Genomic DNA, 22,414 nt, shown 5'->3' with positions numbered 1-22,414 from the left:
ATTTCCGCATGGTGCGGATGCGGCAGAACCCAAGCGGCAGTGCCTTCGGAGCAGGCGTGCTGACGGACGTGCGGGCGAGCAGGGCAGCGGACGAGTACGGCCCCTTCGGTGCCGCCGTCGTCAAGCCCTTCTCGATCACGCGGCGTACCCACGACGGCAAGGCGCTGTTGAAGACCTACCGTGTGATTGAGCCCGGAGCACGTCGTGACCGAGAGGTCGAGGCACTGACGTTGGCTTCCGAATGGGGCCTTGCCGTCCCGGACGTCCTTGCGGCGGGTGAGGACGGTGACCGGGCTTGGGCTCTGCTCTCTGTCGTTCCCGGCAAACCGTCCGCCATCTCGACGAACGCCGATGTCGAAGCCTTCGTCGCCCGCGCCATGGCCATCGGAGCGGTACTGCACCGTGCCGTCCCCGACGCCACCTCCGGTACGGGATGGGGACGCCGCCGAGACAGCGAGGCCGCTACCTCGCACAGCGGTTTCCTCCTCTCCCAGTTATCGCCCCGCTGCCGCGAGCAGCCGTGGTGGGAAGACCTGAACGGTCATCTGCACCAGATTGACCAACTGCCCACGGTCTACCTGCACGGAGACATCAAGCCCGACCATCTCCTGGTCGACGGCGAGACACTCCATGTCGTCGATTGGGAAGCCAGTTCCCGCGGGCCGGCCGCGTGCGACCACGCGGACATCGTCTTTCACCTCGTCCGCGACCTGGCCTACTCCGCCGTCGGCCTCCGAGACCTACCGGCCGACGCCATCGGCCGAGTTCCATCGGTCGGCCCGATCCTTGCCTGGCGTATTGCGCTGTGGCTCGATCGACGGCGCCCACAGGACATCGACGCGCTGTCGTCGTCCGACCTCAATCAACTGGCACACGCCCCCGCCGGTGCGGACGCCGTGCTGGCAGTCGGACGTGTCGTCGCGGCGTGCCGGAACCGCGGCACCCCCCGATAAAGCGTGAACCGGCACCTGCGGCAACGCCCCGAAGAGACGCCGGCGCCCGCACACCGCTCGACGACTCCGCACCTTGTACCCGAGACAGACTGGAGCACGCCGTGAACCGAGTCACCAGGTCCTGTGGCCGAAGCCGGTTAGTGATCGAGACCGGTACCCCGCAGCCCGATATGACGACCATCGTGGAGCGCAAGGGTCTCGGCCATCCCGACACGCTCGCCGACCACTTGGCCGAGCAATTGTCCCGCGCATACAGCCAATACACGCTGGAGCACTTCGGTGCCGTCCTGCACCACAACTTCGACAAGCTGGCACTTCTGGGAGGAGCCAGCGAGGTCCGCTACGGCGCGGGACGCATGACGTCCCCGGTCCGCGTCCTGGTGAACGGGCGCGCGGCACGGGCCTGCGGTGACGAGTCGATCCCGGTGGAAGAACTGGCCGAGTCGACCGTCCGCGACTTCTTCGCCGAGCGGCTGCCCGAGGTGTCCGACCACCTGGACATCAAGTTCCACATCACGAGCAACTCCAGTCCGGGCGCCGTCCTCACCGGCGGGCAGACCCCCGACCGCACGCGTTGGTTCGCCCCGCGCTCGGTGGACGACCTCCGCGAGCGGCGGATCCTGCTCGCCAACGACACCTCGCTCGGTACGGGATGGGCCCCGCAAAGCCCCTTCGAGTCCTTCGTGCGGGAACTGGTCGACAACTTCTCCGGGAAGAGCGCGTTCACCGACACCCATCTCTGGTGCGGCACGGACGTGAAGCTCATGGGTTACTGCGAAGGCGACCGCGCCGATGTCGTGCTGTGCGTACCGCAGAAGTCCCCCCACGTCAGCAGTCGGGCCGCGTATCTGGAGAACAAGCAGGTCGTTCTCGCCGAGTGCCGCCGTCTGGCCGGCCTGCGGTTGCCCGACACTCCGGTGGACTTCCGGCTCAACGTGCGTGACGTCCCCGAGAAGGACGAGTTCTACCTCACCTGCACCGGCAGCTCCATCGAGTCGGGCGACGAGGGTGTCGTCGGCCGGGGCAACCGGGTGAACGGCCTGATCACCCCACTTCGCCCGATGAATATGGAGGGCGCCAACGGCAAGAACCCCGTCTACCACGTCGGCAAGCTCTACAACCTTGCCGCTGTGCGGCTCGCCCAGAAACTCCACGAGGAGACCGGTGGGCATGCCGAAGTACACATGGTCAGTGCTACCGGAGAACGGCTCGACCAGCCATGGCGCATTCTCGTGCGGCTCTCCGAACCGAGTGTCCAGGTCGACAAGGTCCAGGCCCTCATCGACGAGACGCTCGCCGGCTTCCCGGCCCTGACGAACGAGTTGGTGCACGAAGGCGTGCTGCTCAGCTGATGGCCGTCACCACACTTCCGCCCGTACCCCCGGGCTGCCGTCGGCGGCTGACCGCCCACTACGGTCAGCAGGTCAACATCTGGCTCGACTCAGTACCGGGCCTGCTGGCCACGGCCGCTGAGAGATGGTCCCTCACACTCGTTGGCTATTACGACGCCGGTCACGCCTCGGTACTGGCAACCGCCACCGACCAGGACGGCCTTCTCCTGCTCGTCAAGGTGTGGGCCGATCGTGACAGGTACAGCCATGAGATACCGGCCCTCCGGCTGTGGCACCGTGGTCCGGATGCCGTCGTCCGGGCCACGGACGACGACCTGGCAGCGGCCGCACTGCTCATGGTCGGAGGCGTGCCCGGTGGCGCGAACCGGCCACGACACGAGGCCGGGCTCGTCTCAGCCGCTCTGCAACGCGCCCATGAGATTGGGTGTGGTGATCCGTTCCTGGCCGGACTTCCCACCCTGCACGACTTCATCGCCGACGAGGTGCTGCCGCGCATCCACCGCCGGCGAGCCGCCACGGGAAAGCCACATCTGGTTGAGCGAGCGCTGCCGTACACCGCCCGAACCCTTGAGAACTCAGCCCGCACAACGATCCTCCACACGGACCTCTACCGCGAGAACGTCCTCTTCACGCAGGAAGGCCGTCCAGTCCTCCTCGACCCATTGCCCATGGCCGGAGACGCGGCCTACGACTGGGCGTTCTGGAGCGTGTACTACCAACTCGGCCACGACACCGGCCACCGCCTCCACCAAGCCCTGCGAGTCTCGGGGATTCCGGCAGAGGCGGTCCTGCCCTGGTGCGTGCTGCTCAGCCTGGACGGTCTCCTCTACTACGAGGAGACGGCCGACTTGCGCGTGAGCGGCATGACCGCCGTGCTGAACAACTTGCTCGCCCTCTCCACAAGGTGTCTCTGATGACCACGCATCTGCTCCGTCATGCACGCACCAACTACAGTGCGCGCTACCTCGTCAACGGCAATCCCCGCCTTCCTCTCCTCCTGGACAATGAAGGTGTGCGCGCCTGTGAGGCAGCACGACGCATGCTGCCCATCAGCAATGTGCAGCCCTGGATCACCAGCGCCTTCCCCCGAGCTCAGCAGACCGCTGCCCTCCTGCAGCACCCAGCCGGCCCACCTGCCACCGTGAACCCGGCACTCAACGAGCTTGACTACGGCGACTTCGACGGCTCGCCGTTCCTCGACTACGCCACGTGGCTCCAGCGGCACGGGCCCTGTGCGAGACCGCCCGGGTCTGCAGAGTCGCAGCGCGAGGGCATCCGGCGCATGCTTCACGGTCTGCTCGGCGTTCTGGACTGCCCAGGTCCCCGGGTCGTTGTCGCCCATGGTCTGCTGCTTTCCGTCCTGGAGTGGCATCTCACCCGCACGCCCGGTCATCCCATACCTCTCTTCTTCCCCGAAGCCCCGTACCTGGAGCCCCTGACCATGACCGACGAACGGCTGGCCACCCGCACCGCCGTCCTGCTGCGGGCACTGGGCGCTCAGGACCGGGAAGTCCACTCACCCGCTCAGAGCGAGGCACGCGCACTGGAACAGGAAGCTGCCTCGCCTCATGTTGCTAACGTCGAGCCACCATCGAACCCGCTGGAGGAGAAGTTCCCTCATGCATGACGCCCGCGCTCTGATTGATATGGGTGAGGAAGCGGTCCGCCGACTCGCTCGCCGTGGCTACACCCTGGACCTCGCCTCTCTGGAAAGCCTCCAGACGCGACGAAACCAGAGCATCCGTACCGTTGACGATCTTCGCGCGGAATCCAAGCGCATCGCCCAAGAGGTCCAGCAGACAGCCAAGGCCGGCGGGGACATCTCCGTACTCAAGGACACTGCTCGCAAGCTCAAGGAGCAGATCCGCGAGGTAGAAGCCGAGCAGGAGCAGATCCAGGAGGAACTCACCCAACTCCTCCTGACTATTCCGAACCTGCCCTTGGACGAGGCACCCGACGGGGACTCCGAAGAGTTCGCGGTCGAACAGCGACGTGTCGGCAACCCGCCCGCCTTCTCGTTCGAACCCAAGGACCACGTCAGCCTCGGTGAGGCCATGGGCATTCTGGACTTCGGCCGAGCCACCAAGCTCTCCGGCCCACGCTTCAGTGTTCTGCGCAGTGTCGGCGCGGCACTGGAACGGGCACTCGCGGCTCTGTTCCTCGACCTCCACACCCGCCGCCACGGCTACGTCGAGCACTCAGTGCCGTTCCTCGTCACTCGCAAGACCATGACCGGCACCGGGCAACTCCCCAAGTTCGAGGAAGACCTCTTCAGGACCGAGGTCGCCGACCGGGATCTGTTCCTCATTCCAACGGCGGAGGTCCCGCTCACCAACCTGTACGCGGACGAGATCATCGCACCCGCTGAACTGCCCATCGCCATGACCGCGCTCACCCCGTGCTTCCGCTCCGAAGCCGGCTCGTACGGCCGGGACACCCGGGGTCTGATCCGGCAACACCAGTTCTCAAAGGTCGAAATGGTGCGCATCTGCGCGGCTGAGGACTCTCGTGCCGAGATGGAGAAGATGGTCGGCCATGCGGAAGCATGCCTGAAGGAACTCGACCTGGCATACCGCGTCGTCACCCTCGCCGCCGGCGATACCGGATTCTCAGCCCAGTTGACTTACGACATCGAGGTGTGGCTGCCGAGCCAGCACACCTACCGGGAGATCTCATCAGTCTCCGACTTCGGCACCTTCCAGGGGCGCCGCGCCGGCATCCGCACACGTGACACCGGCGGAAAGACGGTACCGGCCGCCACAGTCAACGGTTCTGGCCTGCCCATCGGCCGCACCCTGGCCGCCGTTCTCGAGCAGCACCAGCAGGCCGACGGCTCGGTCCTGCTGCCCGAGTCTCTCGTCAAGTACCTCGGTTTCCGCCGTATCAAGGCGGACGGAACCTCATCGGAGGCATAAGTGTTGGTCGGCGTCTGCGACTTCCCCGGCAGTTACGCATTCCCCCCAGCCGGCTACGGCGGGATCGAACGATGGCTCTGGGCGGTCGCCGAAGGCGCCCGTGCCGCGGGCGCCGATGTACACCTCCTGGGCCCACTCTGGCGTGAAGACCTGAGCGCCGAATGGATCCGCAAACCGCTGCGTCTCGAGAACCTGGAGCCTGGCTCCATCGCTGCCCGCGAGTTACGAGCGGCCGGCTACGACCTGCTCGTCGTCGGCCACGAATACCCCTCACTACCCGCATGGCGACGCGTGCGTGAAACGCTGGACTGCGACGTCGCCACATTCCAACACAACCCGAACTTCCAGCACGCCGAAGGTGCCTTCGACGAGACCCGTACCCGTCTCTACTGCTACTCGTCGGAGATGGCCGAGCGGTACGCCGCCCACAAGCCGATACCGGAGCTGGCAGTACACCTCGGGCTGGGCGAAGAAGAACCGTCGGCAGTCGCCGGCCGCGACCTTGTCTGGCTGGGCCGCATCGATGCGGAAAAGGCACCCCATCTCGCCGTCCGCGCTGCCCAGATCCTCGGCCGCCGCATCCGCATCGTCGGTCCGGTCTTCGATGCCGACTACGTCCAGCGCCACAAGAAGCTCTTCGCCGCGGACCATGTCGAATGGACCGGAGAACTCGGGGGCCGCGCCAAGACCGCCGCGTTCCGAGACGCCGCCGTCTTCGTCTACACCTATGCCCGTACCTACGTCGAAGCAGGCGCCGCCGTGTTCGGCGAGTCCTTACGCGCCGGCACGCCTGTGGCCGCTCTCGCCTGGCGCAGGGGCACTTGCGCAGAAGCCGCGCTCTGCGATCGCACGGGGACAGTCGCCACGCTTTCTCCGGATGAGGACGACGAGGCCGCCGCTGAGACACTCGCCGCCGCCATCACACGGACCGCTGATCTCGACCATGCGGAAGTGCAGGCGATCGGACTACAGCGCTTCGACCCGCTCCGTCACTACCGGTCCCTGGCGAGTCGCCCATGACGCGCGCACCCGCGTCGAGCCAAGTGCCTTACCTGTTCCGGAAGGTCCTCGGACCACGCTGGGAAATCACAACCGACGACGACCGTTTGGAGATCCGTCACGCGAACCGCGGCACTCCCTACGAACCACCTCGCCGGAGGCTCCCCTGGCCGGACCTGCTGAGCGCGTTGGAGCAAGCCTTCGCCGAACAAGGGGTGCCGCGTGCCGAGTGTCTGCCTCTCCGCTGGGGCAGGGAGACCGAGCTGACCATTTCAGCAGTCCAAGCCCTTGACCCGTACCTCAAACAGGGGCACCCCATTCCCTACCGCCGAGGCTTTCTGCCGCAGCCCGTTGTCCGCTTCACCGGTCAGCGCAATGCCGACGGCTCTCTACGAGACGGCTTCCTGACCTCCTTCGTCAACGTCTCACGAGTCGAGCCGGTAAGCGACAGCAGCGCCTATGCCACGGTCCTCGACGAGTGGCTGACCGTCCTGTCCCGCCTGGGTCTGCACGCCCGGCACATCAGCGTCCACGGCCGTCTCAACGTGTGGCGCCGTCGTCAGGTCCAGGGCATAACCCTTCGTTTCCGGCATGTCGATCTTCCACTGGGGGACATCGTGTTGCTGTGGAACACGGACCATCCCGAAGCCCTCGCAGTCGATCTCGGCACAGCCGTCGAACGACTGGCCTGGGCCCGCTCCCGCGCGCCCTGGCACGAACTCGTTTTCGGGCGCGCATCTGCTGTCGCTCCCTTTGCCGTCCTGGACTCGCTCCGCGCTGCCACCCTTCTCATCGGCAACGGCATCAAGCCGTCAGCTCGCGGTGTCGGCAGCATCACCCGCCGGCTCCTGACCAAGGTCCCTGCGTCTGCTTCTCCGCTCGGCTTCGGCAACATGATCCGGGTCTGCCACGAGTACTGGAGTGTTGTCGAACCACTTCAGGTGGCCTGGCCCGACGTGACCCGAATCCTTGAAGCCGAGGTCTTCGGCCGCGATAGCTGTAGTTATTGATCGTCGACATGCTGGGACAGGGTCCTTTGTGGTGGGAGATCTCGTCGATCCGCAGTTCGAGTCGGTTCTGCGGGAACGGTGAGGCCGTAACCGTCGGCGTGCGGCCGGCGCTGGAGCGGATCACCGGCTTGCCTTCGTCGACCGAGTGCCGGTCACTCTGGTCTGCTTGCGGCCGCAGCCCGTCCCCCCGGATCGGGCTGGGCGGGCTCCCGCCCGGCGAGCCCCTTCAAGGCCAGGCCCGGCAGCACGAGCCCGAACAGGCCGATGAGGGCGAGCGCCACCAGGGCCGCGCCCCGGGCGAGGGTGGGCGGCGTCAGCGTGCGGGCCGGGGTCATCCCCAACCGCCGGTCGGGTCCGGCTCCTCGTCGTCGTCCTCGTCGTCCTCTTCGAAGGGATCGGCGAAGATCGACGGCAGCGTTTCTTCGACCGGGTTGCCGACCGAGTCCTCGGTGATGAGGATCCGGCGGAGCATGTTCAGCGGGTACAGGTAGCTTTCCGGGTCATCGGGGGCGCCGACGCAGGGGTGGTCGAGCGCGGAGGTCTCCCCCGCCGCGTTGAAGAACGGCTCGATCTCCCCGCTGAGGATGTCGGGGATGTACTTCCACACCGTCTTCTGGTGGCGGCAGAACACCTCTCCCACGTACCAGACCGCGCCCTGGACGAAGGGCGTCATGCGCTGGTCGGTGATCTCCTCCATGGTGTTCGCGGTTTCCCGGATCAGACGGTCCAGGATCCCCAAGGAGACCGGGGTGAAATCCAGTGCGTCCGCGAAGGAGGTCTGTTCGGCCCACCTTTCGTGGGCGTCCCGGCGCTCACCCAACCACCTGAGCAGGTCAGGGTGCCGGGTCGGGTCGTACGTCCTGTCAGGTTCGGTCATGCCGCCGACGGTAGTAGGCACAACTGACACCACCATTGCAGTACTGCCAAGTCGATTCGTCGCCTTCGCTCCCGGTCATGGCACGGGAGCATACGCACGTCCGACATCGATGCCGCAGCAGGTGACACGACGACCCGCTACCTTGCTGCAGTGACGGATTCCGCAGGTCGCCCTGTTCTCTTTCTCGACGTCGACGGACCGCTCATCCCCTTTGGTGCAACGGCACTCCAACATGTCCGTGAGCCCTCGACATCCCGAGTAGGGAACGAGTCGACTTCAGACTCGAACCCGCTTCTCGCCAGGCTCGACCCCGGGCACGGTCCCAGGCTGGCGGCTCTTCCCTGCGACCTGGTCTGGGCGACCACGTGGACGGCCGACGCGAACGAGTACGTCGCGCCACGCCTCGGGCTGCCGGAGCTGCCCGTTGTGGACTGGCCCGAGTCGTCCGAGGACGAGGAGCGGGACGTGCGGGCAGGGCTGCACTGGAAGACCCGTCCGCTCCTCGACTGGGCGGGAGGGCGGCCGTTCGTCTGGGTCGACGACGAGATCACCGACAGGGACCGGGCGTGGACAGCCGCCCGTTGCGGCGAGCGGGCCCTGCTCCACCGGGTCGATCCTCGCACAGGGCTGACCGACGCGGATTTCGCCCTGCTCGACGGCTGGTTGCGCGGCGTGTGAGGCCACGCGGCACGGGTGGCACGTCACGCGCCCGCTGCGCGGGGACGGCGGCCCCCGACCGTGGACCGGGAGAGGGAACTCGGCACCGACGGACCGGAAACCGAACCGAACCGAACCGTTTCGGTTCAGTGCGAGTCGGACCAGGTGCGGGTGGAGAGCACCAGCAGGTAGCCGTCCGGGTCGTGGACGGTGACTCCCCAGGTGTCCCAGTACGGGTTGTGGGCCGTTACGCGCTTCCCGCCGTGCCGTTCGAGCCGTTCCACCAGGGAGTCGGGAACTGGTTCCCCGAGGTAGAGGACCAGCAGGTCCTCGGGGGTCGGCTGCGGTTCCACGGGCGCCGCGGGGTCGTGAACGAGCTCCAGGTGCCAGTGGGCACCGGGCCAGCCGACCATGAGAAGCGAACTCCGGCCGGGGGTGCCGTCCGCATCATGCCGGTACAGGACGTCGAGACCGAGGCCCGAGACCCAGAAACGCTCTGCGGCTCGGAGGTCCCGTGAGGGCCGTGCCATACGAATGTGAGCCGTGGCGTCGGCCGACATTTTTTCCTCCTGGTCGAGCGGGCCCGGTACGGATCAGCGGTCCGCGCCCCGGGGGCACGGACTGCGGAAAGCCTAGGGATCCGGGGGCCGTGTGCCATCGGCCGCTGGTCCTAGTACTGCTCCGTAAAAGTTCGTGGAGGGGTGGGGTGCGTATCAGCCGCCCCCGAGCATGAGCGATGTAATAGGCTGATCGCACTTTCAGTTGTTACCGAATGATGGAGGGTGCTGCGGTGACCGAGCGCGTCCGGGTGGCGGAAACTGAACGATTGACCCTGACGCGTCCTCATGCGGACGACGGGCCTGCCGTGTTCGCCGTTCACGGGGATCCGGCCACAAACCTGCACAATCCAGACGGGCCCCACCGATCGCTCGACGAGAGCGAGGCATGCCTGGAGGGCTGGCTCGACGATTGGGTCCGCGACGGCGTCGGCTACTGCGCCGTCGCGCTTCGCGGGCAGCCAGAGGCCGTGATCGGCTTCGCGGGGGTCCGGGTCAGCCGGCTTGAAGGCGAGGACGTGCTCAATCTCTACTACCGCTTCGTGCCGTCGGCCTGGGGCCGGGGGTTCGCCGGGGAGGCCGCCCGGGCTGCGTTGGACTTCGCCTGCCCGCTGTTCCCGGACACTGCCGTGGTCGCGTTGATCCGGGAGGACAACACGTCTTCCGGGCGACTGGCCGAGCGCTTGGGCCTCCAGGCCGGTGGTGACAGGGATGCGGCGGGTCGCCTCATTTACCGGCTTCCTGCAACCGCGCGGCTCACGCGCCTTTGAGCGGAGTTCCGTCACAGGCCCGGCAGAAGGGCTTGGCGGTCTCGGCGCGGGTGAGCCGGCCGCGGACCTTGTGCGGCTCGAGGTCCAAGTCCGCCAGAATGCGGCCGGTCCGGGAGGGCGAGAACGAAAGCCCCGGATTCCGTGTTCAAAGATCCCTCGGGGAGTCTCCGCAGTGGGCGATCCAGGCCTCGAAGAGGGCGCAGGCGAGCCAGTGCCGGTTGACGAAGGCCAGGTGGTGGGCCGACAGGCCTTTGCCGTTGTGCGAACGGCGTACGGGGTCCGCCCCCTGGGACAGCAGGAGGGCGGTGGCATCCACGTGGAGGGGTTCACCGGTCTGGGTGTGTCCGTCGATCTCCCCGTCGACAGCCCTGTGCAAAAGGGTGAACCCGTTGTACTCCTCGTGGACGTCGGCTCCTGCTGCGAGCAGATCGCGGAGGTCCTCCAGCCGGTCCTGCTCAAGGGCCAGGTGTGTGGGCGACATCTCCATCGTCGTGTTCCTCTCTTGAAGGGAATCGTCCCGGTTCAGGTCCTCGACGCCGATCCGACGCAGGTACTGCCGGGTGCGGTGAGCACGTTCATACGTGCAACCCGGGCGGAAAGCCGGTCCAGGACAGTTCGGCAGGCAGGTGCCGCACGTCGTTGTGGACCAGGACGGAGGACGGCCGGCCCGGCGCGTAGCGGATGACGGTCAGGGCGGCGTTGCCCTGGTTCAGGCCGAGCCAACGCCACTCCGGGGCGTCCATGGCGTGCCGCACCAGCCAGCCGATGAGGAAGTTGTGGGTGACGACCAGTTCGTGGCGCTCCTCGTCGCCCGCCACCGGGCCGGTGAAGCGCTCCAGCGCCTGGCGCGCCAGCACCGGGCCGCGTTCGCGGTCCTCGGCCGTGGCCCAGGAGAGGAAACGCAGGAGGAAGTCGGCGCAGTCGGACGGCAACTCGTCCCGGTCGGGGAAGTACGGAACATAGTCACCGGCGATCTCCGAGGCCGTGACCGCAGCGCCGTCCAGGTGTTCGCCGATCAGGCGCGCGGTCTGCGCGGCCCGGGGCAGCGGGCCGTGGTGCACCACAGAGACGGGACGGTTGCTCAGTCGTCGGCCGAGCAGGACTGCCTGTCGGCGACCGTTCTCCGACAGTCCGCTCTCGTCCGGCAGCGCCTCGCCGTGGCGCACCAGGTACAGGTAGCGGGTGGCCGTTCCCGTCATGTCCAGGGCCCCTTCGCGGTTCTTCGCGGTCTTGCGCACAGGTTCTGGGTGACGCCGTCTCTCCCGGTGACGGTTCCCGGCTTCCGCCGGGCCGCGTGCTGCCGTCGCCCGCGAAGGGCGGTTACTCCCGGTCGAGTGCGGCCGCGACGGCGGAGGCGAAGGCCTCCGGGTTGTCCAGCATGATGTTGTGCCCGCAGTCGGGGATCGGGACCACGGCCACCCCGGCCTCGGTGAGCGCGTCGGCGCCCGGAAGGGGGCCGTCGTCCTCGGGAAACAGGAAAGCGCGAGGGATCTCCAGGCCCAGCAGGAGTTCACGCACGGTGGGGGTGGTGCCGCGGGCGAGGTGGACCGCGCTGCGGTACAGGGCCTCACGACCGGCCAGCCGCATGGTGGACCACCAGTGCGGGCCGGCCAGGTCGCGGACCTCCTGCCAGCCGCCCGCCAGGAACTCCTCTTCGGAGTAGGCGGCGATGCCGCTGCTGCCGACGGCACCGGGCCGGGGAGGAAGCGGGTCGAGGTTGGCGTCGACCAGGACCAGGCGGGAGACCAGGTGCGGGTGCCGGGCCGCCAGGACGACGGCCACCGAACCGCCCATGCTGTGGGCGACCAGCTCCGCCCCGGTGACGCCCGCGGAGGTCAGGGCGTCGGCGAGGGCGTCGGCGTGCGCCTCCAGGGTGTAGTCGAACGTCGTCGGGCGGTCGCTGATGCCGTGGCCGAGCAGGTCGACCAGCAGCGAGCGGTGTCCGGCCAGCCGCGGGTGGACCGCCGTCTCCGCGAAGTAGGCGGGCGACGTGGCGCCCAGACCGTGCACGTAGACGCGGGTACGCTCCCGGCCGGGCAGTTCCACCCAGCGGATCCGGTCACCCTCGGTCGTCACTGCGGCGCTGCGCACGGTCCGACTCCCCCTGTCGTCGTGGTCGGTGGAGGAACGAGGGTACTGCTGATCCGGAACCCGGCGGACGGCCGCCCGGGCTGCCGGCGCCCCTTCGTCGAGGCGTGCGGCTCGGACGCCGGACCCCCGCCGCGGAATTCGAATGCCGTCAGGACGCCCCGAACGACCAGAAAACGCCCACTTCGTCGTCGGTTACCGCGATCAGGCCCAGGTCCGCGAAGAGGTCGAGGCCGTTGAGGTACTCGGAGGTGAGGAAACTCCGGGATTCAGTGCCTCCGAGGCCCGATGCGAGGAAGTCCGGGGCCGGGTCGGAGGCGGCGGCAGTCGCGTTCGTCCAGTGGCGGGCGGCGGGCCCGTACCGGCCGAGCAGGGTCCGGGCGTCCGCCACCACGGCGTCCCGGTCCGGACGGCAGCGGACGGGGGCGGGTTCCGACTGCCATTCCTCCGCCATGACGGCGAGCGCGGCGACCGCCGCCTCCGCCTCCAGGGGATACAGGCGTCCACGCAACTCCGCCGCGTCCGGAGGGTCGAAGGGGTACGCGGGCACCACGTGGCGGGCGGTATTGGTGCGGTCCCAGTCCAGTCGGACCCGGCCCCGGGGGTCGGGGACCGACCGGTGCAGCACGGCGCGGACGTCCTTCGCCCAGTCCTCGTGACGCCGAGGACCGGTGGCCGCGAAGGTGTACGTGTCGCCGAGCAACCGCAGCGCCGCCGCATTCCAGGGACAGCGACGGCTGCGGAACTCCTCCAGCAGACTGCCGACCCGACGGACAAAGGCGTCCTTCGGCTCGCGGGGGATGCTCCGGAGCTGCTCGAGGGTCCGGCGGAGGAGTTCGCCCCCTCCTGCCGCCTCGGAGTGACCCGGTCCCTGCGGGAGCGGGAGTTCCCTTCGGTCCCGGAGCGCCTCCAGGTGCGTGTCGAGCAGGTCCAGGGCGGTCCGGTCGGCAGGCAGGGGCATCCCGCCACTTTAGAAGCCATCTCATTTGGCGAGTCTGCGGTAGCAGATGAGGGTGCAGGCGAGGCTGGTGAAGGCGAGGAAGTGCTCGGCTTTGCGCTCGTAGCGGCGGTGGAGGCGCCGGTAGCCGGTGAGCCAGGCCATGGTCCGTTCGATGGTCCAGCGGTGCCGACCGAGCCGCTGCGAGGTCTCGACGCCCTTGCGGGCGATGCGGTGCCGGATGCCGCGCCCGGACAGCCATTGGCGCAGGTGGCGGTAGTCGTAGCCCTTGTCGGCGTGGAGCTTGCCGGGCTTGCGCCGGCGCGGGCCGCGGCGGGAGCGGATCGGGGGGATGCCCTTGACCAGCGGGATCAGGGCCTGGCTGTCGTGGGTGTTGGCACCGGAGATCCCGACGGACAGGGGCAGACCGGTCCGTTCGGTGATCAGGTGGATCTTCGAGCCGTACTTGCCCCGGTCAACAGGATTCGGACCGGTCAGGTCCCCTTTTTCATCGCCCGCATGTTCACCGAGTCGATCGCGCACCGGGACCAGTCCAACTCGCCGCGGGAGCCGAGTTCGTCCAGGACCAGGCGGTACAGCTTGGCCCACACCCGGGCCTTGGTCCACTCGGTAAACCGGCGGTGGGCCGTCGCCCCGGACGGCCCGAACGACGCCGCGGGCAGTTGCTGCCACGTGCAGCCCGACGTCGCCACGAAGATGATCGCGGCCAGCACCTCACGGTCCCCGTGCCGGCGCCGGCCGCCGCCTTGGGGCCGCGACGGCGCCTCCGGCACCACCCGCTGGAACAACTCCCACAACTCGTCCGGCACCAGCCGCTCAACCATTCCCACCACGGCCGGCAGCCTACCGGGCCAAATGAGATGGCTTCTTAGGGCGGGTCGGCGCTGCCGCTCCGGGTGCCGGGCATTTCGCCGGACATTTCAGCGGGGCATTTCAGCGGGGCATTTCAGCGGGCAGTCCGCCGAGCAGTTCGTCGAGCCGCTCGTAGCTTTCGCGGACGCCGTGTTCCATGCCGCTCGCGATCATCGCGTCACGGGCCTCGACGGAGTCCATGAGCGACTTGGTGGTGAGCCGGGTGCGGCCGCCGAGGTCCTCGAAGACCGCCGTCTCCAGGCTGACCTCGTCCGGGAAGCCGTCGAAGGCGAACGTCTGCACGATGCGCTCGGCGGGGCGCACCTCGTGGAACACGCCGCGGAAGCCGTACTCGGTCCCGTCGTCCTCGCGGTGCACGTAGCGGTAGGAGCCGCCGCTGTGCGCGTCGTACCGGTCGATCCGCAGCGTGAGCCGGCGGGGGCCGAGCCACTGTGCGACCAGGCCGGGGTCGGTGTGGGCCCGGAACACCCGCTCCGGCGGGGCGTCGAACTCCCGGGTGATCACAATGGTGGGGAGGGCCGGGTCGACCTCGATCCGCGTCTCGTTGCGGTGCTGCGTGCCGGGGGTGCTCATGATGCCGCCTCCTTCTCGGGGGTGCCCGTCACCGGCTGCTCGTCCATGTGCTCGAGGAGTGCGTCGAGGCGACGGAAACGGTCCTCCGCCTCGCGCCGGTAACGCTCGATCCACTTGGTCATCAGGTCGAAGACCTCTGCTTCGAGGTGGCAGGGCCGCCGCTGGGCGTCCCTGCTGCGGCTGACCAGGCCGGCGTCCTCCAGGACCCTGATGTGCTTGGACACGGCCTGCACCGTGACGTCGTACGGCTCGGCCAGTTCGCCGACCGTGGCGTCCCCGGCGGCGAGCCGGGCCACGATGTCGCGCCGGGTCGGGTCCGCCAGGGCGGAGAACACCCGGGACAGCCGGTCGTCGGCCACCACGCACCTCGCATATTCAACCGTTTGGTTAAATACCCTGCCGCCGGACTCCCACATTATCAACCGTTCGGTTGAACAGCACCCGGCGGCCCTGCCCGGCCAAGCGGTCCCGGCCGGTCGGAGGGGTACGAGTGCGCGGGCCGACCGGCAGGAGACCGCCGGGGCTGTTGTCCGTGACACGGCGGCCCCAACTCAGCTGCACCAGTCGTGCAGGACGGCCTGCACATAGGCCACGCGTGCATCCAGGCGTGCCGTGCGGACTTTGTACTTGTCGGTGAGCCCGTAGAACTTCAAGGGCGCGCGTCCCAGTCCGAGACCGTCCCTCGTCCGCCACGCCGTACGCGTGGGCAGGAACCAGTCGGGGCCGCCGTACCCGCCGACGAAACTCCCCACGTTGTAGACCAGCAGCAGCGGCGAGAGAACGGCGTACAGGACCCACGAGCCGACGGTCCCGCCGATGCCGACCAGTCTCGTACCGTCCGGCAGTTCCATCTCGTACCGGGGCCGCAGGCGAGTCCGTCGGGCGGGCGGCCGGAGCACACCCAGCACGTCTCCGTCGGGCCCCGTCACGACAAGACCGTCGTCCGAACCCGTCCCGTTCGACCGCCGGGCCACGGAACACAAAGGTTTGTGGCCTGCTCGGTCCTCGTAGAGGGTGAACTCGGGGCCGGGGCCGCCCGGCACGCCCACCGTCGGGAACTGCCCCCGGACGTGGACAGGGTCACCGCCCCGTACCTTGATGACCCACTGAAACCCGGAAGCTGCTTCCTCCCGCACGGACTGCGCGTGCACGCTGAAGCGCGTAACGCTCACAGTTTCCGGTCCGAGGTGTCAGCGCCGATCAACGTCATCGCCATCTCTTCCCGGCACTGCCGCGTGCCTCCCCGTGGACGTGATCACATCATTGTCAACAAGGCTGTCGAAGCGCCGGCGGCCGCCCTCCCCGCCGCCGTCGGCGGACACCGACGGCGGCGGGGGCGGGAGCAGGTCGGTACGGGACCGGCCCCCCGGGTCACTCCGCCGTGCGGCCCGGGACCGGGGGCGGGGTCTTGGCGGGGGTGGTGGCCAGGGCGTCGAGGGCGACGGCGATCGCCTTGTCCAGCTGCGGGTCGCGGCCCGCAGCGTGGTCCTGGGGGGCGAAGACGACCTCGATGTCGGGGTCGACGCCGTGGTTCTCCACGTCCCAGCCGTAGCCCTCCAGCCAGAAGGCGTACCTCGGCTGGGTGACGAGGGTGCCGTCGACGAGGTGGTAGCGGGAGTCGATGCCGACGACGCCGCCCCAGGTGCGGGTGCCGACGACCGGGCCGATGCCGAGGGCCTTGATGGCGGCGTTGACGATGTCGCCGTCGGAGCCGGAGAACTCGTCGGCGACGGCGACGACCGGGCCGCGCGGGGCGTCCAGCGGGTAGCTCTGCGGCTGCATGCCGCGCGGCAGGTCCCAGCCGACGATGCGGCGGGCCAGCTTCTCCACGACCAGCTGCGAGGTGTGGCCGCCGCGGTTCTCCCGCAGGTCGACGACGAGGCCCTCGCGGGCGATCTCGGTGCCCAGGTCGCGGTGGAGCTGCGCCCAGCCGGAGCCGACCATGTCGGGGACGTGCAGGTAGCCCAGGCGTCCGCCGGACTTCTCGTGGACGTGGGCGCGGCGCCCGGCGACCCAGTCGTGGTAGCGCAGCGCCTCCTCGTCGGCCAGCGGCACGACGACCACGTGCCGCGGGTCGCCGCCGCCTGCGGGGGCGACGGTCAGCTCCACGGGCTTGCCGGCGGTGCCGACCAGCAGGGGTGCGGGGCCGCGCAGCGGGTCGACGGGGCGGCCGTCGACGGCGAGGACCGCGTCGCCGGGGCGGACGGCGACGCCGGGCGCGGTCAGCGGGGAGCGGGCCTCGGGGTCGGAGCTCTCCGAGGGCAGGATGCGGACGATGCGCCACTTCCCGTCGGCGTCGCGCTCGACGTCGGCGCCGAGCAGGCCCTGGCGGCGGGCGGACTCGCCGTAGCCGCCGGGCGGGACGACGTAGGCGTGCGAGGTGCCCAGTTCGCCGTGGACCTCCCACAGCAGGTCGACGAGGTCGTCGTGGGTGGCGACCTTGTCCACCAGCGGGCGGTAGCGCTGCAGGACGCCGTCCCAGTCGACGCCGCCCATGTCGGCGCGCCAGAAGTGGTCGCGCATCAGGCGGCCGGTCTCGTCGTACATCTGCCGCCACTCGGCGGCGGGGTCGACGGTGACCCGCACCCGGCTCAGGTCGACGGCGACGTTGTCGTCGGAGCCGCCGTCCTCGTCGCCGCCGGGCTTGCTGTCGGAGGGGACGACGCGCAGCTTGCCGCTCTGGACGAGCAGCAGCCGCTGGCCGTCGCCGCTGACCGCGTAGGAGTCGACGTCGTCGGCCAGTTCCTCGTCGCGCAGGGACGCCAGGTCGTAGCGGACCAGGGAGGTGGTGGGGCCCTCGGCGGCGGGGCCGGCCAGGGCGGAGCCCAGGACGCCGCGCAGCGGGTGGCTCAGCCACAGCACGCCGCCCTTGGCGGCGCGCAGGGCGGAGTACTGGCCGGCCTCGACGGGGAACGGCACGATGCGGTCGGCGAGGCCGTCGAAGTCCACCCGGGTGGTGGGGGTACGGCGGCCGCTCTCGTCGCCCTCGCGCTTGTCGTCGCCGCCGTCGCCCTTGTCGTCGTGGCCGAGGGGGCGGCCGTGCCGCTGGGGGCCGAACGGGGACGGGGTGGTGGCGGCCAGGGTGAGCAGGTGGGGGCGGCAGGCGTTGGGGAACGCCATGTCGAAGACGTGGGCGTCGTAGACGGGGTCGAAGGTGCGCTGGGAGAGGAACGCCAGGTGCTTGCCGTCGGCGGTGAAGGCGGGCGAGAAGTCGTCGAAGCGCAGCGGGGTGGCCTCGGCGACCGTCAGGTCCGCGGTGTTGGCGATCTTGAGCTGGCGCATGGCCAGGGGGCCGGGCGAGGACCAGGCCAGCCAGGAGGAGTCGGGCGAGAAGACCAGGCCGGAGGCGTGGCCGTTGTCGCTGTTCTCGACCTCGCGGACCTCCCCGGAGTCGCGTTCGACCAGCAGGACCCGGCCGTCGTGGGAGGCGACGGCGACCCGGCCGCCGTCGGGGGCGACGGCCAGGGACAGGACGCGGCCGAGGCGCCCGGCGCCCAGGCGGCGCGGGGTGGAGCCGGGGGCGGTGCCGGTGGCGGGGGCGAACTCCAGGGCGTCCTCGCCCTCGGCGTCGGTGACCCACACGACGTGCTGGTCGCCGTCGGCGTCCTGGAAGACCCGCGGCAGGCGGGCCCGCACGCCCGGCTCGGCGGCCAGGGCGCGCACCGGGCCGCTGCGGTGGGTGACCCAGTGCACGGTGCCGCGGACCTCGACGGCGCTGCCGCGGCCGGTGTGGTCGGGGGCGGCTGCGCCGAGGTTGTCCGCGGCGGAGACCGGGTGAGGCTGCTGGTCGGTGCGCTGCCCGCCGAGGCGGACCTCCAGGCGGCGCGGCGCGGCGTCCGCCTCCAGGCTGTCCAGCAGCCACAGGTCGCCGGCGCTCGCGTGGACGACGCGGGTGCCGTCGGTGGCGGCGTGCCGGGCGTAGAAGCCGTCGAGGGGGGTGTGGCGGCGCAGGTCGGAGCCGTCGGGGAGGCTGGAGTACAGGGCGCCGGTGCCCTCGTGGTCGGAGAGGAACGCGATCCGGTCGCCGACCCACAGGGGGCACTCGATGTTGCCGTCGAGGTCGGCGTGCAGGCGGACGAAGGTGCCGTCGCCGTCGCGGTCGATCCACAGCTTGCCGGCGGTGCCGCCGCGGTAGCGCTTCCAGGAGGAGGCGTCGCGGCCCATGCCGGCCGACTGCAGCAGCACGGCGCCGCCGGGGCCGTGCGCGACGTCGCCGACCGGGCCGTACGGCAGGCGGCGGGCGGGCCCGCCGTCGACGGGCACGGCGTGCGCCCAGGTGCGCGAGTACGAGGCCTGCCCGGAGGCGGTCAGGGCCAGCACCTCGCCGTCGGCGGTCCAGCCGCGCGCCGAGGTCTTCCGGTTGCCCCAGTGCGTCAGGCGGGTGGACGGCCCGCCGTCGACGGGGGCGAGGTGCACCTCGGGCGCGCCGTCGCGGGTGGAGGCCCAGGCGACGTGTTCGCCGTCGGGCGAGAAACGCGGGCGGCTGACGGGGAGGTTGTCCGCGCTCACCCGCCAGGCCCTGCCCCCCTCCAGGGGGGCGATCCAGACGTCGTCCTCGGCGACGAAGGTCACCAGGTCGCCGTGCAGATGGGGAAACCGAAGGTACGAAGGCTGCGTCACCCTCGCCACACTAACCACCGAACGCGGCTCCGACCACGCTTTTCGGCACGTGACGGACCGTGCGGGCGGCTTCGGCGAGCGGCGTGTTGACGACGTGCCGGCGACGCACTGACGGCCCGCCGGGAGATCCACGGGTGCGGTTCCCCCGACGGGCCGTCGGGCGCGGGGCGTCAGGGGGTCAGGGGATCCACTTCTTCCAGACCTGCGGGTTCTCCTCGACCCACTTCTCGGCGGCCTCTTCCGCAGGCATCCTCTCGCCGGCGATCATCTGCGCGACCTCGTTCTGCTGGTCCTCGGTCCAGCGGAAGTTCTTCAGGAACTGCGCCGCCCTGCCGCCGTTCTCGGCGAAGTCGGCGTTGAGGAACTTCTGCAGCGGGGTCTTCGGGTAGGCGCAGTCGATCCGCTCCGGGTCCGCGTCGCAGCCCTCGGTGCGCTCGGGCAGCTCCACCTCGACCATCTCGACCTCGGCGTTGAGCCACTGCGGGGTCCACCAGTAGGTGAGGAAGGGCTTCCGGTTCTCCGCGCTGCGCCGGATCTGGGTGATCTGGGTGGCCTCGCTGCCCGCGTAGACGGGCTTGAGGTCCAGGTCCAGGTTCTTGATGAGCGCCTCGTCGTTGGTGACGTAGTCCGGGGAGCCCTCCAGGAGCTGGCCCTTGTCGCCGCTCTCGGGGGTCCTCAGCTCGTCGGCGTACTTGTCGAGGTTCCTCCAGTCGGTGACGTCGGGGTGCTCGTCGGCGAAGTACTTCGGCACGAACCAGCCGATGTGGCCGGTGACGCCGAGGTCTCCGCCGGACACGACTGTCTTCTTCTCCTCGACGTACCGCTTCTCCTCCTGCGGGTGGCCCCAGTCCTCGAGGATCGCGTCCACGTCGCCGCGGCTGAGGGCGTCCCAGGCGAGGACCTCGCCCATCTGCCGGGTCCTGACGTTGTAGCCGAGCTCCTCCTCCAGCAGGTGCGCGGCGACCGCCGTGTTGGCCTCCGCGCCGACCCACGACGGGGCGGTGAGGTTGACGGTGTTGCTGTCGGCCAGGCTCTGCTTGCCGGTCTCCGCCGCGCCGCAGGCGCTCAGCACGAGAGTGCCGAGCGCGCAGGCGGCGGCGACGGCGACGCGGGTCCGGGTCCGGGTCCGGGCGCGGGCCGGGGTCCGGGGCCGTTCGCCGGTGTGCACGGGAGGGGTGCTCCTTCTGGTCGCGGCAGGGGCCGGAATCGGGTTCGGCTTCGGGGCCGGCTTCGGGTTCGGGGTCACTGCTTCGTCCTCGCGCCGGCGGGCTGGGTGACCCGGTCCAGGACCAGGCCGAGGCAGACGATGGCCGTGCCGGCCACCAGGCCGAGGCCGAGGTCGCCGCGGGACAGGCCCTTGACCACGTCGTAGCCGAGCGCCCCGCCGCCGACCATGCCGCCGATGATGACGACGGCCAGGACCAGGACGACGCCCTGGTTGACGGCGAGCAGCAGCGCCGGCCGGGCCAGCGGCAGCTGGACCTGGCGCAGTTGCTGCACCCCGGTGGCGCCCAAGGACCGGGCGGCCTCCATGGCGGCCGGGTCGACCTGCCGCAGGCCCTGGGTGGTGATGCGGACGACGGCGGGCAGTGCGTAGACCACGGCGGCGGCCACGGCGGCGGCCCGTCCGACGTTGAACAGCGCCACCACGGGGATCAGGTAGACGAACTGCGGCATCGTCTGCAAGGTGTCGAGCACCGGGCGCAGGGCCCGCTCCACCCATCGGACGCGGGCGGCGAGGATGCCGACGGCGATGCCGAGCAGCAGGGTGACGGCCAGGCCGGCCAGGACCTGGGAGAGGGTGTTGAGGGACCTGCCCCACACGCCGAGGACGCCGACCGCCGCCATGGCGGCGGTGGCGGTGGCGGCGGTGCGCCAGGTGCCGACCAGCCGTGCGAGGGCCGCGACCAGCAGCAGCACCGACCACCAGGGCATGGCCTGCAGCCCGTCGCGCAGCGGGTTGAGCAGCCACTCGGTGAAGTTGCCCGCCCACACCAGGGTGCCGCCGACCACGGGGACGCCCTCGGAGAGGTTGGCGACGATCCAGTCCTTGGCCAGGTTGACCGGCCGGGCGATCGCCACGGTCCAGCCCTCGGGCCAGGCCGTCGCCCCGGCGGCCCGGGCGGCGAGGGCCGCGGTGACGGCTGCCGCGACGGCGGCGGGCGCCGCGGCCCGGGCGGCCCACGTGCGCAGCGGGCCAAAGCCGTCGGCGCGGACGGGGTCGTCCAGCCGCTCCCCCGCGGCGGCGGTCGTGCGGTCCAGCCACACCGCGAGCAGCACGATCGGGATGCCGGCGGCCAGTGCGCGGCCGACGTCGACGGTGGCCAGGGCCTGGTAGACCTCGTCGCCCAGGCCGCCCGCGCCGATCACGGAGGCGATGACGACCATGGACAGCGCCATCATGATGGTCTGGTTCAGGCCGAGGAGGATCTCGGCGCGGGCCAGCGGCAGCCGGGCGGTGCGCAGGCGCTGCAGGCGGCTCGCGCCCAGCGAGGCGGACGCCTCCAGCACGCCGGGGTCGGCGCCGCGCAGGCCCATGGCGGTGAGCCGGGCCATCGGCGGGGCGGCGTAGATGACGGTGGAGAACAGGGCGGCCGGGCTGCCGATGCCGAAGACCAGCACGAACGGCAGGAGGTAGGCGAAGGCCGGCAGCACCTGCATGGTGTCCAGGACCGGCCGCAGCGCGCGGTGGACGCGGTCGGACAGTCCGGCGGCCAGGCCCAGCAGCACGCCGAGGACGGCGGCGGCGGCGACCGAGACCGCCATCAGGGCGAGGGTGACCATGGTGGGTTCCCACATGCCCAGCAGTCCGCAGGCCGCGAACACCGCGGCGGTGGTGACGGCCACCCGCAGCCCCCGGCGGCCCCCGCCCGCGGCGCGCCAGGACAGCAGCACGGCGGCCGTGCCCGTCCCGGCCCATCCCAGCCAGCGCAGCAGCAGGTAGACGCCGTCGATCGCGTCGATCGCCGTGTTGCTCCAGTGCAGCAGGACGTACAGGAAGACCCAGTGGGTCTCGCGGTTGTCCACGATCCAGTCGCTGACCCGGTCCAGCGGCGCCGTGGCGTCGACGGTGAGCGCGGCCGGCCAGGTGCCGCTGCCCCACAGGACGGCGGCGACCGCCACCGGGACGACGGCGGCCAGGGCGAGCCGGGCGAGCTTGCCGCGGGCCGTCCCCGGGTCGAGGGCGCGCCGCAGGCGGCCGACGGCCGGGG

General features: G+C 70.3%; 23 protein-coding genes. 9 read left to right on the top strand and 14 right to left on the bottom strand.

Annotated elements, in window-relative coordinates:
* The first annotated feature begins 8 nt into the window (after nucleotides 1–8).
* The 7 genes from GQS52_RS18940 (at nucleotide 9) to GQS52_RS18910 (ending at nucleotide 7,229) form a co-directional block, all read left to right on the top strand.
* On the top strand, nucleotides 9–953 hold the full coding sequence (locus GQS52_RS18940) for an aminoglycoside phosphotransferase family protein (protein ID WP_182314558.1): 945 nt from the start codon (nucleotides 9–11) through the stop codon (nucleotides 951–953).
* 170 nt (nucleotides 954–1,123) lie between these two features.
* Entirely contained in the window at nucleotides 1,124–2,305 is a 1,182-nt protein-coding gene (locus GQS52_RS18935) for a methionine adenosyltransferase (RefSeq protein WP_182314557.1), read from the top strand.
* Nucleotides 2,305–3,219, top strand: coding sequence for an aminoglycoside phosphotransferase family protein (locus GQS52_RS18930; RefSeq protein ID WP_182314556.1), 915 nt, complete (start codon nucleotides 2,305–2,307; stop codon nucleotides 3,217–3,219). Before GQS52_RS18935 ends, GQS52_RS18930 begins: the two co-directional genes overlap by 1 nt.
* On the top strand, nucleotides 3,219–3,932 hold the full coding sequence (locus GQS52_RS18925) for a histidine phosphatase family protein (protein ID WP_182314555.1): 714 nt from the start codon (nucleotides 3,219–3,221) through the stop codon (nucleotides 3,930–3,932). The genes GQS52_RS18930 and GQS52_RS18925 overlap by 1 nt, the downstream gene beginning before the upstream one ends.
* The gene (gene serS, locus GQS52_RS18920) at nucleotides 3,925–5,220 is read left to right on the top strand and encodes a serine--tRNA ligase (RefSeq protein ID WP_182314554.1); all 1,296 of its coding nucleotides are present in this window, start codon (nucleotides 3,925–3,927) and stop codon (nucleotides 5,218–5,220) included. Before GQS52_RS18925 ends, serS begins: the two co-directional genes overlap by 8 nt.
* On the top strand, nucleotides 5,221–6,240 hold the full coding sequence (locus GQS52_RS18915) for a glycosyltransferase (RefSeq protein ID WP_182314553.1): 1,020 nt from the start codon (nucleotides 5,221–5,223) through the stop codon (nucleotides 6,238–6,240). It begins immediately after the preceding gene.
* Entirely contained in the window at nucleotides 6,237–7,229 is a 993-nt protein-coding gene (locus tag GQS52_RS18910) for a hypothetical protein (protein WP_182314552.1), read from the top strand. Before GQS52_RS18915 ends, GQS52_RS18910 begins: the two co-directional genes overlap by 4 nt.
* A 152-nt stretch (nucleotides 7,230–7,381) precedes the next feature.
* Here GQS52_RS18910 and GQS52_RS18905 read toward each other — a convergent pair whose 3' ends face one another.
* On the bottom strand, nucleotides 7,382–7,570 hold the full coding sequence (locus GQS52_RS18905; RefSeq protein WP_182314551.1) for a hypothetical protein: 189 nt from the start codon (nucleotides 7,568–7,570) through the stop codon (nucleotides 7,382–7,384).
* Nucleotides 7,561–8,106, bottom strand: coding sequence for a hypothetical protein (locus tag GQS52_RS18900; protein ID WP_182314550.1), 546 nt, complete (start codon nucleotides 8,104–8,106; stop codon nucleotides 7,561–7,563). The genes GQS52_RS18905 and GQS52_RS18900 overlap by 10 nt, the downstream gene beginning before the upstream one ends.
* A gap of 150 nt (nucleotides 8,107–8,256) precedes the next feature.
* On the opposite strand from GQS52_RS18900, the gene GQS52_RS18895 reads away from it, so the two are divergent.
* A complete protein-coding gene (locus GQS52_RS18895) occupies nucleotides 8,257–8,784 on the top strand; it encodes an HAD domain-containing protein (RefSeq protein ID WP_182314549.1) in 528 nt (175 codons plus the stop codon).
* 125 nt (nucleotides 8,785–8,909) lie between these two features.
* On the opposite strand, the gene GQS52_RS18890 is transcribed toward GQS52_RS18895, so the two are convergent.
* On the bottom strand, nucleotides 8,910–9,323 hold the full coding sequence (locus tag GQS52_RS18890; protein WP_182314548.1) for a VOC family protein: 414 nt from the start codon (nucleotides 9,321–9,323) through the stop codon (nucleotides 8,910–8,912).
* 230 nt (nucleotides 9,324–9,553) lie between these two features.
* On the opposite strand from GQS52_RS18890, the gene GQS52_RS18885 reads away from it, so the two are divergent.
* A complete protein-coding gene (locus GQS52_RS18885; protein WP_182314547.1) occupies nucleotides 9,554–10,090 on the top strand; it encodes a GNAT family N-acetyltransferase in 537 nt (178 codons plus the stop codon).
* Between the two features lie 145 nt (nucleotides 10,091–10,235).
* Here GQS52_RS18885 and GQS52_RS18880 read toward each other — a convergent pair whose 3' ends face one another.
* The 11 genes from GQS52_RS18880 to GQS52_RS18830 all read right to left on the bottom strand — a co-directional run bounded on the left by GQS52_RS18880 (nucleotide 10,236) and on the right by GQS52_RS18830 (nucleotide 22,397).
* Nucleotides 10,236–10,577 carry an ankyrin repeat domain-containing protein gene (locus tag GQS52_RS18880; protein WP_182314546.1) on the bottom strand — a complete coding sequence of 114 codons (342 nt, stop codon included), beginning with the start codon at nucleotides 10,575–10,577 and terminating at the stop codon, nucleotides 10,236–10,238.
* 88 nt (nucleotides 10,578–10,665) lie between these two features.
* A complete protein-coding gene (locus GQS52_RS18875) occupies nucleotides 10,666–11,289 on the bottom strand; it encodes a histidine phosphatase family protein (protein WP_182316558.1) in 624 nt (207 codons plus the stop codon).
* 121 nt (nucleotides 11,290–11,410) lie between these two features.
* Entirely contained in the window at nucleotides 11,411–12,181 is a 771-nt protein-coding gene (locus tag GQS52_RS18870; RefSeq protein ID WP_182314545.1) for an alpha/beta hydrolase, read from the bottom strand.
* Nucleotides 12,182–12,329: 148 nt separating this feature from the next.
* On the bottom strand, nucleotides 12,330–13,139 hold the full coding sequence (locus GQS52_RS18865; protein ID WP_182314544.1) for a hypothetical protein: 810 nt from the start codon (nucleotides 13,137–13,139) through the stop codon (nucleotides 12,330–12,332).
* A gap of 21 nt (nucleotides 13,140–13,160) precedes the next feature.
* Nucleotides 13,161–13,960 (bottom strand): IS5 family transposase gene (locus GQS52_RS18860; protein WP_182316116.1). Its coding sequence is split into 2 segments (ribosomal slippage): nucleotides 13,161–13,621 and nucleotides 13,621–13,960, totalling 801 coding nucleotides; the frame shifts between segments, so codons are not numbered across the junction.
* A gap of 109 nt (nucleotides 13,961–14,069) precedes the next feature.
* The gene (locus tag GQS52_RS18855; protein ID WP_182314543.1) at nucleotides 14,070–14,582 is read right to left on the bottom strand and encodes an SRPBCC family protein; all 513 of its coding nucleotides are present in this window, start codon (nucleotides 14,580–14,582) and stop codon (nucleotides 14,070–14,072) included.
* Nucleotides 14,579–14,944, bottom strand: a complete 366-nt coding sequence (locus GQS52_RS18850) for a metalloregulator ArsR/SmtB family transcription factor (RefSeq protein WP_259370851.1) — start codon at nucleotides 14,942–14,944, stop codon at nucleotides 14,579–14,581. The genes GQS52_RS18855 and GQS52_RS18850 overlap by 4 nt, the downstream gene beginning before the upstream one ends.
* A 189-nt stretch (nucleotides 14,945–15,133) precedes the next feature.
* On the bottom strand, nucleotides 15,134–15,433 hold the full coding sequence (locus GQS52_RS27915) for a hypothetical protein (protein WP_259370850.1): 300 nt from the start codon (nucleotides 15,431–15,433) through the stop codon (nucleotides 15,134–15,136).
* Nucleotides 15,434–15,953: 520 nt separating this feature from the next.
* Nucleotides 15,954–19,202 carry a S41 family peptidase gene (locus tag GQS52_RS18840; RefSeq protein ID WP_182314541.1) on the bottom strand — a complete coding sequence of 1,083 codons (3,249 nt, stop codon included), beginning with the start codon at nucleotides 19,200–19,202 and terminating at the stop codon, nucleotides 15,954–15,956.
* 178 nt (nucleotides 19,203–19,380) lie between these two features.
* On the bottom strand, nucleotides 19,381–20,370 hold the full coding sequence (locus tag GQS52_RS18835) for an ABC transporter substrate-binding protein (RefSeq protein WP_182314540.1): 990 nt from the start codon (nucleotides 20,368–20,370) through the stop codon (nucleotides 19,381–19,383).
* 74 nt (nucleotides 20,371–20,444) lie between these two features.
* Entirely contained in the window at nucleotides 20,445–22,397 is a 1,953-nt protein-coding gene (locus tag GQS52_RS18830) for an ABC transporter permease subunit (RefSeq protein WP_259371152.1), read from the bottom strand.
* Between the last annotated feature and the right edge of the window lie 17 nt (nucleotides 22,398–22,414).

The organism is Streptomyces sp. SCUT-3 (assembly GCF_014083985.1).
GTDB classification, from domain to species: Bacteria; Actinomycetota; Actinomycetes; order Streptomycetales; family Streptomycetaceae; genus Streptomyces_H; species Streptomyces_H thermolineatus.
This window is presented reverse-complemented; position numbering and strand designations above follow the sequence as displayed.

Excerpts from the sequence above, each read along its gene's own strand:
- GQS52_RS18940 (WP_182314558.1), top strand. The coding sequence starts at position 9 with ATGGTGCGGATGCGGCAGAACCCAAGCGGCAGTGCCTTCGGAGCAGGC.
- GQS52_RS18935 (WP_182314557.1), top strand. The coding sequence starts at position 1,124 with ATGACGACCATCGTGGAGCGCAAGGGTCTCGGCCATCCCGACACGCTC.
- GQS52_RS18930 (WP_182314556.1), top strand. The coding sequence starts at position 2,305 with ATGGCCGTCACCACACTTCCGCCCGTACCCCCGGGCTGCCGTCGGCGG.
- GQS52_RS18925 (WP_182314555.1), top strand. The coding sequence starts at position 3,219 with ATGACCACGCATCTGCTCCGTCATGCACGCACCAACTACAGTGCGCGC.
- serS (WP_182314554.1), top strand. The coding sequence starts at position 3,925 with ATGCATGACGCCCGCGCTCTGATTGATATGGGTGAGGAAGCGGTCCGC.
- GQS52_RS18910 (WP_182314552.1), top strand. The coding sequence starts at position 6,237 with ATGACGCGCGCACCCGCGTCGAGCCAAGTGCCTTACCTGTTCCGGAAG.
- GQS52_RS18900 (WP_182314550.1), bottom strand. The coding sequence starts at position 8,106 with ATGACCGAACCTGACAGGACGTACGACCCGACCCGGCACCCTGACCTG.
- GQS52_RS18890 (WP_182314548.1), bottom strand. The coding sequence starts at position 9,323 with ATGTCGGCCGACGCCACGGCTCACATTCGTATGGCACGGCCCTCACGG.
- GQS52_RS18880 (WP_182314546.1), bottom strand. The coding sequence starts at position 10,577 with ATGGAGATGTCGCCCACACACCTGGCCCTTGAGCAGGACCGGCTGGAG.
- GQS52_RS18875 (WP_182316558.1), bottom strand. The coding sequence starts at position 11,289 with ATGACGGGAACGGCCACCCGCTACCTGTACCTGGTGCGCCACGGCGAG.
- GQS52_RS18865 (WP_182314544.1), bottom strand. The coding sequence starts at position 13,139 with ATGCCCCTGCCTGCCGACCGGACCGCCCTGGACCTGCTCGACACGCAC.
- GQS52_RS18855 (WP_182314543.1), bottom strand. The coding sequence starts at position 14,582 with ATGAGCACCCCCGGCACGCAGCACCGCAACGAGACGCGGATCGAGGTC.
- GQS52_RS27915 (WP_259370850.1), bottom strand. The coding sequence starts at position 15,433 with ATGGAACTGCCGGACGGTACGAGACTGGTCGGCATCGGCGGGACCGTC.